A 12,436-nucleotide genomic window follows, 5' to 3' on the forward strand; every position below is an offset into this window, starting at 1 on the left:
GTACGCACCGGCGGGCCCGTTCCGCTGATCCGGAGGAGCGGCCCTACAGCGAGAGCACCTCGCGCAGGGCCCGCTCGACCACCCCGGCCGGGTCCTCGGGCCGGCCCTCGGAGCGCCAGGCCACGAAGCCGTCCGGGCGGACGAGCAGGGCGCCGTCGGGGCCGATACCGTGCAGGGCGGCGAAGTCCTCGCCCGGCTCGGGGGCGAGGTCGTCCTCGCCGTCCGCGCCGATCCGGAACGCCTCCAGCGGGACGGCCAGCCGGTCCGCCGCCCGGCGGGCGCCCTCCTGCCAGTCGGTTCCCCCCGAACCGGTCAGCAGCACCATGGTCTGCTCGTACAGGTCGAGGGTGGAGAGCCTGACCCCGGCCCGCCGCAGCCACTGGTGCGGCGCCCGGCTGCCCGGCTCGCCCGCCGACTCGAAGGTCTCCGGGACCACCGGGCCCCGCGGGTCGGTGCCGGTCACCGCGCCCTGCGGGTAGCGGTAGCCGAGCGCCACCGCCAGCACCCCGGCCTGCCGGCCGACGCCCGGCACCACCGCGTAGCCCGGGTGGCTGTGCTCGGCGGAACGGGCCGAGGCCCGCTCACTGGTCACCCGCGCCACCGGGCGGCGCTCCTGCCCGTAGGTGTCCAGCAGACCGGGACCGGCCCAGCCGCAGAGCACCGCGGCGAGCTTCCAGGCCAGGTTGTGCGCGTCCTGGATGCCGGTGTTCGAGCCGAACGCCCCGGTCGGGGACATCTCGTGGGCCGAGTCCCCGGCCAGGAACACCCGCCCGGAGGAGTAGCTCTCCGCCACCCGCTCGGCCGCGTGCCACGGCGCCCTGCCGGTCACCTCGACGTCGAGCTCCGGCATCCCGACGGCGGCCCGGATGTGCCGGGCGCAGCGCTCGTCGGTGAACGCCTCCAGCGGCTCGCCGTGCTCCGGGTGCCACGGCGCGTGGAACACCCACTCCTCCCGGTTGTCGACCGGCAGCAGGGCGCCGTCCGCCTCGGGGTTCGTGAGGTAGCAGGCGATGAAGTGACGGTCGCCGACCACCTCGGCCAGCCGCTTCGCCCGGAAGGTGATGCTGACGTTGTGGAACAGCTCGCCCTTGCCGCTCTGGCCGATGCCCAGCTCGGTGCGGGCCGGGCTGCGCGGGCCGTCCGCCGCGACCAGGTACTGCGCCCGGACGGTCCGCTCCTCCCCGGTCTCCCGGCTGCGCAGCAGCGCCGTCACCCCCTCGGCGTCCTGCTCGAAGGAGAGCAGCTCGGTACCGAAGCGGATGTCCGCCCCGAGGTCCCGGGCGGCGCGGCGCAGCACCGGCTCCAGGTCGTTCTGGCTGCACAGGCACCAGGAGCTGGGGCTGAAGCGGGCCAGCCGCCCGCCCGGGTCGATCTCGCGGAACAGCCACTCCTGCTCCTCACCGGTCAGCGAGGGGGCCTGCAGGATGCCGTGGTTCGGGGCCAGCACGGACGCCGCCTCGCGGATCGCCGCCTCGATGCCGGCCACCCGGTACAGCTCCATGGTCCGGACGTTGTTGCCTCGGCCGCGCGGGTGACGCGAGGTGTCGGCGTGCTTCTCGACCAGCAGGTGCCTGACACCCAGTCGGCCCAGGAAGAGTGCGGCCGACAGCCCGACCAACGAGCCGCCGACGATCAGGACCGGTACCCGGTCGTCCACCTTCGGATTCATCAATTGCTCCAGCCTGTACGGGAGTTCGGGGCCGAATGCGGGGCTCGGCGCGACCCTCGGTGGGGCCCGCGGACACGGCGGCCCGGTCCTACCGTCCCCCGCGCCGGGGTCGTTCTGGCGTTTCATCGCCCGGATGGCCCGCATGGCTCGCGCCACCCGGGAGCACCGCGCACGATCGACCTCAGACCTGGTGGCCGACGCCACCCCAGCACCCTCCCCGCCGGAGACCGCCCAGCCCTCCGGCACCGGAGCCGCCGCACGCGGCCCCCGACGCGTGCGGCCCAGAAGCAGAAAGTGGATCATGACGACTCTGTCCGAACCGCCCGCGCGGCAGCACTCCGCCTCCGACACCCGGCTGCGGGTAGTGCTGATGCTGGAGATCCAGGACGGCGCCCAGCAGCGCTTCATGGACGTCTACGAGCAGCTCCGCCACCAGGTCGCCACCGTGCCCGGCCACGTCAGCGACCAGCTCTGCCAGTCCATCAACGACCCCCGGCAGTGGCTCATCACCAGCGAGTGGGAGGACCAGGAGACCTTCCTGGAGTGGGTGGACAGCCCGGCCCACCGCGAGATGGTCAAGCCGATGCACGGCTGCGTCAGCGACACCTTCCGCTCGATGCGCTACACGATCCTGCGCGAGACCTCCGCCGCCGGCGCCACCGGCACCCGGGCCCCGGACGAGGTGCCGGCCGGACTGCCCCGCACCGCCCCGGCCGGGCAGGCCGGCCCGCCCAAGGCCGACCCCGGCCCGGACGGCGTGGTCCGGCACGCGCTCACCTTCACCGTGAAGCCCGGCAGCGAGCCCGAGGTCGCCCGGATCCTGTCCGGCTACGCCTCCCCCCGGGCCGAGGTCGACGGGACCACCCGGCTGCGCCGCACCTCGCTGTTCATGCACGGCAACCGCGTCGTCCGCGCGGTCGAGGTGATCGGCAGCCTCGGCGACGCGCTGCGGCACGTCGCCATGCAGCCCGAGGTGCGGGCCGTCGAGGAGGCGATCAACCCGCACCTGGAGGAGGCCCGCCGGCTGGGCGACCCCGAGGCGGCGCGCGCCTTCTTCGCCCGGGCCGCGCTGCCCGCCGCGAACCAGGCCGTGGCCGGCACCCCGGCCGCCGGACGGCCGCACCGGCACGCCGTGCTGTACCCGGTGAAGCCCGGCAACGGCCAGGCGGTGACCGACCTCCTGGCCGAGTACGACGAGCTCGCCACCGTCGACCCGACCGGCCCGGTCGCCACCAGCACCGTGTTCCACCGGGACGACGTCGTGGTCCGGCTGGTGGACCTGCGGGTGCCGCCGGAGGCGGACCCGGCGGCGGCGCTCGGCATCGCGGGCGAGCGCGAGGCCGCCGTCCTGGGCCGGCTGCTCGACCTCGGCCCCGAGGTCGACCTGCGGACCGACGCCGGACTGCGCGCCTTCCTCGCCGCGCGCGCCATGAACCCGGTCACCGACCGCACTTCGGCCGACTCCTGAGATCAGGTCGGTCCAGGCAGCAGGCGGCAGAACACGGCAGCCCACCCGGCAGCACCCGGCCGCACCCGGCAGCCCACCCGGTAGAACACCCGGCAAGAAGGAAGAAACCAATGTCCACGCAGTACCCACGGATCGTGAACGTCTCCGAGGCCCCGGAGAACCGCCGGCGCGGCGGCGACCTGCGCGCCATGCTCACCCCGGCCACCTGCGGCGCCACCAGCGGGTTCATGGGGCTGGCCATCGTGCAGCCCGGCGAGCGGATCGGCGAGCACTACCACCCGTACTCCGAGGAGTTCGTCTTCGTCGTCACCGGCGACCTGGAGGTGGACCTGGACGGCGAGACCCGGATCCTCAAGCCCGAACAGGGGCTGATGATCCCGATCAACATGCGCCACCGGTTCCGCAACGTCGGTGACACCGTGGCCAAGATGGTCTTCCACCTCGGCCCGCTGGCACCGCGCCCCGAACTCGGCCACGTGGACACCGAGGAGACCGGGGCGGCGGTCAACGCCGGGCCGCCGGAACCCGCCAAGGTGGCTTCGTGAGCCGCCGACGGGTCGCCGTCACCGGAATCGGCGTGGTCGCGCCCGGCGGGGTCGGGGTCCCGGCGTTCTGGGACCTCCTCACCGCCGGGCGGACGGCGACCCGCGGCATCACGCTCTTCGACCCCGCCGGGTTCCGCTCCCGGATCGCCGCCGAGTGCGACTTCGACCCGGCGGCCCACGGGCTCGGCCCGGACGACGTCCAACGGGCCGACCGCTACGTCCAGTTCGCGATGGTGGCGGCGGACGAGGCGATCAGCGACGCCGGACTCGACCTGGCCGCCGAGGACCCGTGGCGGATCGGCGTCTCGCTCGGCACCGCCGTCGGCGGCACCACCCGGCTGGAGCACGACTACGCCCTGGTCAGCGCCGGCGGTGCCCGCTGGGACGTCGACCACCGGCTGGCCGAACCGCAGCTGCACCGGGCCTTCGCGCCCAGCACGCTCGCCTCGGCCGTCGCCGAGCGGACCGGCGCCCACGGACCGGTGCAGACCGTCTCCACCGGCTGCACCTCCGGCCTGGACGCCATCGGCTACGCCTTCCAGACGGTCGAGGACGGCCGGGCCGACATCTGCATCACCGGGGCCTCGGACTCGCCGATCTCGCCGATCACCGTCGCCTGCTTCGACGCCATCAAGGCCACCAGCGAACGCAACGACGACCCGGCGCACGCCTCCCGGCCGTTCGACGCCCACCGGGACGGCTTCGTACTCGGCGAGGGCGGCGCCGTCCTGGTGCTGGAGGAACTGGAGCACGCCCGGCGGCGCGGCGCCCGGATCTACGGCGAGATCGGCGGCTTCGCCACCTTCGGCAACGCCTACCACATGACCGGCCTCACCCAGGAGGGGCTGGAGATGTCCCGGGCGATCGACCAGGCGCTCGCCCACGCCCGGGTCGACCGCACCGACGTCGACTACGTCAACGCGCACGGCTCGGGCACCAAGCAGAACGACCGGCACGAGACGGCGGCCGTGAAGCGCTCGCTCGGCGAGCACGCCTACCGGACGCCGATGAGCTCGATCAAGTCGATGGTCGGGCACTCGCTCGGCGCGATCGGCGCGATCGAGGTGGTCGCCTGCACCCTCGCGCTGGACCGCGGCGTGGTGCCGCCGACCGCCAACTACGAGACACCCGACCCGGAGTGCGACCTGGACTACGTGCCGCGCACCGCCCGGGAGACACCGCTGCGCCACATCCTCTCGGTCGGCAGCGGCTTCGGCGGATTCCAGTCCGCCGTCGTGCTCACGAGAACGGGGTGAGATCCATGACGTCACGTCAACAGGAACGCCGGGCGGTGATCACCGGCCTGGGTGTGGTGGCACCGAACGGCGTCGGAGCCGATGCCTTTTGGAAGGCCACCCGGCAGGGCGTGAGCGTCCTCGACCGGATATCCCGCGAGGGCTGTGCGGATCTCCCGCTGCGCGTCGCGGGCCAGGTGCGGGACTTCGACCCGCAGGCCGTCATCGACAGCCGCCACCTGGTGCAGACCGACCGGTTCACGCACTACGCGATGGCCGCCGCCGACCAGGCGGTGGCGGACGCCGGATTCCTCGCCGATCCCGAACACCCCTACGCGGTCGGCGTGGTGACCGCGGCCGGCTCCGGCGGCGGCGAGTTCGGCCAGGGCGAGCTGCAGCAGCTGTGGGGCAAGGGACCGCAGTTCGTCGGCCCGTACCAGTCCATCGCCTGGTTCTACGCGGCCAGCACCGGCCAGGTGTCGATCCGCGGCGGCTACAAGGGCCCCTGCGCGGTGGTGGCCAGCGACGAGGCCGGCGGGCTGGACGCGATCGCGCACGCCGCCCGGTCCGTCGCGCACGGCACCGACGCGGTGGTGGTCGGCGCCGCCGAGGCCCCGCTCGCGCCGTACTCGATGGTCTGCCAGCTCGGCTACCCCGAACTGAGCCTGTCCGACCGGCCCGACCGGGCCTACCTGCCGTTCTCCCCCGACGCGGCCGGCTTCGCCCCCGCCGAGGGCGGCGCGATGCTGCTGCTGGAGGACGAGGCCACCGCCCGCCGGCGCGGGGCCGCCGTCCGGGCGTACGTCGCCGGGCACGGCGCCACCTTCACCGGCGCCTCCCGCTGGGCGGAGTCCCGCGAGGGCCTGGCGGCGGCGATCCGGATCGCCCTCGACCGGGCCAGGATCTCGCCGGAGGACGTGGACGTGGTCTTCGCCGACGCCCTCGGCATCCCGGCCGCGGACCGCGCCGAGGCGCTCGCGCTGGCGGACGCGCTCGGCCCCTACGCCGAGCGGGTCCCGGTCACCGCCCCCAAGTCCGGTACCGGGCGGGCCTACTGCGGCGCACCGCCGCTGGACACGGTCGCCGCCGTGCTCGCCATGGAGGACGGCGTGCTGCCGCCCACCCCGAACGTCACCGAGGTCGCCCACGACCTGGCCCTGGTGACCGGCCGCGCCCGCCCGGCCGAACTGCGCACCGCCCTGGTGCTCAGCCGCGGGCTGATGGGCTCCAACTCGGCGCTGGTGCTGCGGCGCGGCGACCTGGACTGATCCCCTCCCGGTCCGCCCGCCCACGGCCCGCCCCACGTTCCACGCCCCACCACTCGCTCGCTCGCTCGCTACGAAGGGACACCCCCGTGAGCAACACCCTCAACTATCCCGAACTCGCGGAACTCATCCGGGCCCGGGCCGGGGTCGAGATCGACCCGGTCGAACTCGAGCGGCCCGGCGCCGGTTTCGACGAGTTCGGCGTGGACTCCCTCGGCCTGCTCGGCGTGGTCGGCGAGCTGGAGAACCGGCACGGAGTGAAGGTCACCAACGGCGCGGAGTCGGCCAAGACCCCGGCCGAGTTCCTGGCCCTGGTGAACTCCGCCGTGACCGCGAAGGCGGGTGCCTGAGATGCCCGGACACACGGACAACGAGATCGTCATCGCGGCCCCGCTCGACCTGGTCTGGGAGATCACCAACGATCTGGAGAACTGGCCGCAGCTGTTCAGCGAGTACGCCTCGGTCGAGGTGCTGGAGCGCGACGGCGAGCGGGTCACCTTCCGGCTGACCATGCACCCGGACGACGACGGCAAGGTCTGGAGCTGGGTCTCCGAGCGCACCACCGACCGCCCCTCGCTCGCCGTGCGGGCCCGGCGGGTCGAACCCGGCCCGTTCGAGTACATGGACATCCACTGGGAGTACTCGGAGGTGCCGGCCGGCACCCGGATGCGCTGGGTGCAGGACTTCGCCATGAAGCCCACCGCGCCCGTCGACGACGACGGCATGGTCAACCACATCAACCGCAACTCCCGGATCCAGCTCCAGCTGATCCGCGAGAAGGTCGAGAAGAAGGCCGCGGAGCTCTGAGCCATGACCTCCCCCGCGACCGAGAACCCGACCGCACGGATCCACCGCGCCCTGATCGTCGCCCGGATGAAGCCCGACGCGGCCACCGGCATCGCCGAGGTCTTCGCCGACTCCGACAACCGGGGCGAACTCCCCCATCTGATCGGCGTCACCGGGCGCAGCCTGTTCCAGTTCGGCGACGTGTACCTGCACCTCATCGAGGCGGACCGGCCGCCCGGACCGGCCGTCGCCCAGGTGGTCGGCCACCCCGAGTTCCGCGCCGTCAGCGACGCCCTGACCACGTACGTCCAGGCGTACGACCCGGCCACCTGGCGGGGGCCGAAGGACGCGATGGCGCGCGAGTTCTACCGCTGGGAGCGCCGCGGCTGAGCGCGAACCGGTGAACCGGTGACACGACGAGCGGACACCCCGCGGGCCTCGGGCCCCGGGGTGTCCGCTCGTGCGGGCCGGTCGCGCCGTCCCGAGCGTCGGCGCGTCGGTGTCCCAGCGCGGCAGTGCGGCAGTGCGGCCGTACGGCGGTGCGGCAGCGTCGGGGCGTCGGTGTCAGTGCGCTCCGGCCGGCTGCGCCGTCATCGCGGCGAGCACGGCGCGCCAGTCCTCGCCGGGCTCCGGGGTCAGCGGTTCGGCGAGCGCGTCGGCCCGGTAGTGCCAGGGCCGCAGCAGCTCCGCCTCGGCGCCGGGGCCGTGCGCGACGGTGCTCGACGAGCCGAGCAGCCGGACCAGTTCGGCGGCGAAGTCGGCCCAGGAGACGTGGCCGGTGACGGCGTTGACGATCCGGCCGGGCGCCTGGCCGAGGCTCGCCGTCACCGCCCGGGCGAGGGCGGCGGAGTGCACCCAGCCGGCCCCGGCCCACCCGGCGGCGGGTTCCGGCAGCAGGATCGGGCGGCCGGCCAGCGCGGCCTGGTAGAGCGCGCCGGTGGCGCCCCAGCGGAGCTGGTCGCGCAGCCGCCGGTGCGGGCCCCAGACGATCGGCGAGCGGACCACCGCCACCGGGCCGCGCGCCGACGGGGCGGCGTCCAGCAGGATCCGCTCGCAGTCGAGCTTGGCCTGCCCGTACGGGGTGAGCGGTCCGGCCGAGGGACCGCCCTCGGGGACCTCCCCCGGCTCCGGTCGGCCGTAGGCGTCGATGCTGCTGACGAAGACGAACCCGCCGGTGCCGCGCCAGCCCTCGACCAGGGTCCGCATGGCGGCGAGGTCGACGGCGTGCTCGGTGAAGGTGCAGGCGGCGTGGACGACGGTCTCCACACCCTCGACCGCCCGGCGCAGGCTGTCCCGGTCGGCGAGGTCCCCCTCGGCGACCTCCACCCCGGCCCCGGCCACCAGATGCGCCGACTCGGGCCGGACCAGGGCCCGCACGGGGCGGCCCTGGGCGAGGAGTTCCTGGAGCAGGGCGGCGCCGACGCCGCCGCTGGCGCCGGTGAGCAGCACCGTCCCGGCCCGGGTGGCGTGGGTGGCCCTGGTAGCGGAGGCGGTACGGCTGCTGCCGGTGCCGCGTTCGGCGGCGCGTTCGGCCAGCAGGGCGGCCAGGGCGCGGGGGGTCCGCCGCTCCAGCACGTCCAGGCCGGTCAGCGGCAGGCCGAGGCGGGCGCGGATCCGCTCCGCCAGTTGCACGGCCACCAGTGAGTGGCCGCCCAGGCCGAAGAAGTCGCCCTCGGCCGGCGGCCGGGCGCCGAGCAGCTCGGCGAAGACGTCGCGCACGGTGTCCAGATGGGCGGTGGGCGCGCCGGGGAGCCGGCCGGGGTCGAGGGCGCCGTCGGGCCGGCGCGGGATGCGGTCCAGCAGGGTGACGGCGAGCGGGAGGGTGCCGGGCTCCGCGAGCCGGCGGCGCAGTGCCGCGCGCAGCTCGGCTCCGCTGGGGGCGACCGGGCCGCTGACGGTCGCGTAGGCGAGGGCGGGGCCGTGCTCGGCGAGGTGCAGGGCGGCATCGGTGACCCGGGGGTCGGCGAGCAGGGCGGCGACGGCGGGGTGCTGGTGCTCGGGGTGGTCGGCCGGCGTCTCCGGGGCGGGGAGGTGATCGCCGAGGAGCCGCTCGCCGGGGAGGCGGGACAGCGGGCGGTCGGCGTCGGCGGCGACGGCTGCCAGCAGTTCGGCGAAGACGGCGTGCAGCCGGCCCGCGGTGGCCCCGTCCAGGGCGGCCGGGTCGTACTGGAGCAGGCAGCGCGGCCTCGGACCGTCCTCGACCAGCAGGGTCAGGCCGAACTTGGCGAGCCCGAGGTCGACCTCCACCGCCTCGGCGGTGAGGCCCGGCAGCGCCAGCGGCTCCGCCGGGTGGACCAGGTCGCAGCTGACGGCGAGCAGCGGGGTGCCGTCGGCGCCCCGGGCGGCGGCGCCGAGGCGTTCGACGACCAGGTCGAAGGGCACCTCGTGGTGCCCCTGGGCGTCCAGCAGGGCGGTGCGGACGACGGCGAGCAGTTCGGTGAAGGCCGGGTCGCCGTCGGGCTCGGGCAGCCGGGCGCGGACCGGCAGGGTGTTGACCTGGAGGCCGACCAGCCGCCGCAGTTCGGGCCGGGAGCGGTGGCCGCCGGCGCAGCCGAGCACCAGGTCGGAGCCGCCGGTGGCGGCGCGCAGGGCCGCGAAGGCGGCGGTCAGGACGACGGTGAACGCGGTCGCGCCGTGCCGGGCGCCGAGCCGGCGCAGTCCGTCCATGGTGTCGGCGGTGAGCGGAGCGCTGTGCAGGACCGCGCGGCGCTCGGGGGTGCCGGGCGGGACGGGGCGCAGCAGCGGCAGCGGGCCGGCGCCGGTGAGCCGGGCGGCCCGGGCGGCGGCCGCCTCGGCGAGCCGGTCGTCGCGGGCGCGTTCCCAGCGGGCGTAGTCGGCGTACTGGAGTTCCGGTTCGGGCAGGCCGGCCGGGCGGCCCTCGGCGGCTGCGGCGTACAGGGCGCCGAGTTCCTCGGCGAGGACGGGCAGCGAGCCGCCGTCGACGGCGATGTGATGGATCGTCAGCAGAAGGGTGTGGTCGTCCGGGGCGTGCCGCAGGAGCAGCGCGCGCAGGGCGGGGCCGGCCGCGAGGTCGAACGGGCGGGCCGCCTCGGCGCGCAGCAGGGCGGCGGAGTCCTCGGCGGTGGCGTCCCGGACCGGGAGCGGCACCGGGGCGGGCGGTGCGGGCTCCTGGTGCGGCCGGTCGTCCTGGTGGCCGTAGCGGGTGCGCAGGATGTGGTGGCGGGCGGTGAGGCCGGTCAGGGCGGCGGCGAGGGCGTCCCGGTCCAGCGGGCCGCGCAGCCGGGTGGCGAGCGGGACGTGGTAGCGGGGGCCGCCCTGGCCGAGGCGGTCCATCAGCCACATCCGCTGCTGGGCGTGGGAGAGCGGGGCCGGGCCGGGGGCGGTGCCGCGCGGGACGGGGCCGGCGGCCGGGGTGCCGGGCGCGGGCGTCCTGGTGCGGCCCCGGGCCCGGCGGAGCAGTTCGGCCTGGTCGATCGGGGCGGTCATCGGGTGGACTCCTGGGAGTGGGCGCCGGCGGACACGAGGCCGGAGTCGGCGGGCACAAGGCCGGGCGCGGCGGAATCGGGGCCGGGCGCGGCGGAATCGGCCGCGAGCAGGGCGCGTTCGATCAGGGCGGCCTGGCCGGCCACCGTGGGCCGGCTCAGGAAGTCGCCGAGCGGCAGCTCGACCCCCAGGTCCTCGCGGAGGTCGTCGACCACCCACATGGCGAGCAGCGAATGGCCGCCCAGGGCGAAGAACTCCGCCTCGGGGGCGGTTACTTCGACCTCGAGGGCACGCGACCAGGCAGCCGCGACGACCTGCTCGATCGGCCCGAGGGCAGCGGGTTCGGCAGCGGATTCGGCAGCGGGTTCGGCGGCGGGCCCGGCAGTCTCGGCGACGGCCTCGGCCGGCTCCTCCTCGGCGGCCAGCGCGCGGCGGTCGACCTTGCCGCTGCCGGTGAGCGGGAGGGCGTCCAGCACCGTCCAGGCGGTCGGCACCAGATGGGCCGGGAGGCGCTCGGCGAGCTGCCGCCGCAGCGACTCGGGTGCCGGGCGGACGCCCTCGGCGGCCACCACGAAGGCGGTGAGCGCGGCGTCCTCGCGCCCCGCGCGGCGCACCACCACGGCCGCCTCGGCGACCTCGGGCAGGCTGCGCAGCGCGTGCTCGACCTCGCCGGGCTCGATCCGGTAGCCGCGCACCTTCACCTGGTCGTCCAGGCGGCCGTGGAAGTCGAGGGTGCCGTCCGGCCGCCGGGAGACCAGGTCCCCGGTGCCGTACGCCCGGCCCAGGCCGGGGAGTTCGACGAACCGTTCGGCCGTCAGCTCGGGTCGGCCGAGGTAGCCGAGCGCCAGCCGTCCGGTCAGCCAGAGTTCGCCGCGGGTGCCGTCCGGGACCGGCCGGCGGTCCTGGTCGAGGACGGCGGCGCCGGTGCCGCCGAACGGGCGGCCGATCGGCACCGGGCCCGCGCAGTCGGCGGGCCGGACGCGGTGCAGGGTGGCGAAGGTGGTGGCCTCGGTCGGGCCGTAGCCGTTGACCAGCTCGAGCCACGGGTAGGTCCGCAGCACGGCGCCGGCGTGTTCGGCCGCGAGCGCCTCGCCGCCGACCACGACGTGCCGCAGCACACCGAAGATCCGTGAGCCGCGCGCGGCGAGCTGGTGGAACAGGGCGGTGGCGAGCACGGCGTGGGTGACGCCGAACCGTTCGACGTCGCGGGCGAGTTCCTCCGCGCTGGGGCGTTCGGCGGTCGGCACGGCGAGCGCGGCGCCGTTGGCCAGCGGGCCCCAGAGTTCCAGGGTGGAGAGGTCGAAGCCGGCCGAGGTGCGGACCAGCATCCGGTCGCCGGGGCGCAGCGCCACCCCGTCGGCGGCGGTGACCAGTTCGGTGACGGCGTGGTGCGGCACCAGCACGCCCTTGGGGCGCCCGGTGGAGCCGGAGGTGAAGTAGACGATGGCGGTGGCGGCCGGGTCGGGGTCGACCGGACCGGGCCCGTGCTCGTCGTCACCGGTCCCGGCGGGGCCGGTCTCGGTGAGCACCAGCGAGCGGTCCTCGGTCAGGTCGAGCTCGGCCAGCAGCGCCTTGTCGCCGAGGGTGAGCCGGACGGCGGCGTCGTCGAGCATCGCGGTGAGGCGCGCGGCCGGGTACGCCGGGTCGAGCGGCAGCACATGGCCGCCGGCCCACCAGACGGCGAGGTGGGCGACGGCGATCCGGCTGCCGCGGGCGCAGAGCACGCCGACGGCGCTGCCGGGGGCGACCCCGCGGGCGGTCAGCTCGGCGGCCAACCGCCGTGCGTTGGAGACGAGTTCGTGGTAGGTCAAAGCGGTGGTGCCGTCGGTGACGGCGAGCGCCTCGGGGCGCTCGGCGGCCTGCCGGGCGACCAGCGCCGGGACGGTGGCGGGACCGGCGGTCGACCTGGCAGCGGGAGCGGCGGCGGGACCGGCGGTGGAGCGGGAGGGAGTCATCGGAGGTCAGCCTTCCGGGCGCCCCGGCGGTGGGCCGGGGCGCCGTGCGACGGTGGGCGGGAGGGAGGG

Annotated in this window: 10 protein-coding genes; 7 read left to right on the forward strand and 3 right to left on the reverse strand. The window is 75.8% G+C overall.

The window, feature by feature from the left end:
* Nucleotides 1-43: 43 nt before the first annotated feature.
* The gene (locus tag SM793_RS15420) at nucleotides 44-1,669 is read right to left on the reverse strand and encodes an FAD-dependent monooxygenase (RefSeq protein WP_320438752.1); all 1,626 of its coding nucleotides are present in this window, start codon (nucleotides 1,667-1,669) and stop codon (nucleotides 44-46) included.
* A gap of 301 nt (nucleotides 1,670-1,970) precedes the next feature.
* Between SM793_RS15420 and SM793_RS15425 the strand changes: the two genes are divergently transcribed.
* The 7 genes from SM793_RS15425 (at nucleotide 1,971) to SM793_RS15455 (ending at nucleotide 7,358) form a co-directional block, all read left to right on the forward strand.
* Nucleotides 1,971-3,137 carry a SchA/CurD-like domain-containing protein gene (locus SM793_RS15425; protein ID WP_320438753.1) on the forward strand — a complete coding sequence of 389 codons (1,167 nt, stop codon included), beginning with the start codon at nucleotides 1,971-1,973 and terminating at the stop codon, nucleotides 3,135-3,137.
* Nucleotides 3,138-3,247: 110 nt separating this feature from the next.
* Complete coding sequence (locus SM793_RS15430) at nucleotides 3,248-3,682, forward strand: cupin domain-containing protein (protein WP_320438754.1); 435 nt, start codon at nucleotides 3,248-3,250, stop codon at nucleotides 3,680-3,682.
* The gene (locus SM793_RS15435; RefSeq protein ID WP_320438755.1) at nucleotides 3,679-4,938 is read left to right on the forward strand and encodes a beta-ketoacyl-[acyl-carrier-protein] synthase family protein; all 1,260 of its coding nucleotides are present in this window, start codon (nucleotides 3,679-3,681) and stop codon (nucleotides 4,936-4,938) included. Before SM793_RS15430 ends, SM793_RS15435 begins: the two co-directional genes overlap by 4 nt.
* 5 nt (nucleotides 4,939-4,943) lie before the next feature.
* A complete protein-coding gene (locus SM793_RS15440) occupies nucleotides 4,944-6,185 on the forward strand; it encodes a beta-ketoacyl synthase N-terminal-like domain-containing protein (RefSeq protein WP_320438756.1) in 1,242 nt (413 codons plus the stop codon).
* An 86-nt stretch (nucleotides 6,186-6,271) separates the two neighbouring features.
* A complete protein-coding gene (locus tag SM793_RS15445; RefSeq protein ID WP_320438757.1) occupies nucleotides 6,272-6,532 on the forward strand; it encodes an acyl carrier protein in 261 nt (86 codons plus the stop codon).
* A 1-nt stretch (nucleotide 6,533) separates the two neighbouring features.
* On the forward strand, nucleotides 6,534-6,989 hold the full coding sequence (locus SM793_RS15450; RefSeq protein ID WP_320438758.1) for an SRPBCC family protein: 456 nt from the start codon (nucleotides 6,534-6,536) through the stop codon (nucleotides 6,987-6,989).
* Nucleotides 6,990-7,028: 39 nt separating this feature from the next.
* On the forward strand, nucleotides 7,029-7,358 hold the full coding sequence (locus SM793_RS15455; protein WP_045944736.1) for a TcmI family type II polyketide cyclase: 330 nt from the start codon (nucleotides 7,029-7,031) through the stop codon (nucleotides 7,356-7,358).
* A gap of 174 nt (nucleotides 7,359-7,532) precedes the next feature.
* Here the strand turns inward: SM793_RS15455 and SM793_RS15460 are convergent, their stop codons facing one another.
* The gene (locus tag SM793_RS15460; protein ID WP_320438759.1) at nucleotides 7,533-10,415 is read right to left on the reverse strand and encodes a condensation domain-containing protein; all 2,883 of its coding nucleotides are present in this window, start codon (nucleotides 10,413-10,415) and stop codon (nucleotides 7,533-7,535) included.
* Nucleotides 10,412-12,367 carry a non-ribosomal peptide synthetase gene (locus tag SM793_RS15465; RefSeq protein ID WP_320438760.1) on the reverse strand — a complete coding sequence of 652 codons (1,956 nt, stop codon included), beginning with the start codon at nucleotides 12,365-12,367 and terminating at the stop codon, nucleotides 10,412-10,414. The genes SM793_RS15460 and SM793_RS15465 overlap by 4 nt, the downstream gene beginning before the upstream one ends.
* Between the last annotated feature and the right edge of the window lie 69 nt (nucleotides 12,368-12,436).

Source organism: Kitasatospora purpeofusca (genome assembly GCF_034043715.1).
In the GTDB taxonomy this organism is placed as follows: Bacteria; Actinomycetota; Actinomycetes; order Streptomycetales; family Streptomycetaceae; genus Kitasatospora; species Kitasatospora purpeofusca_A.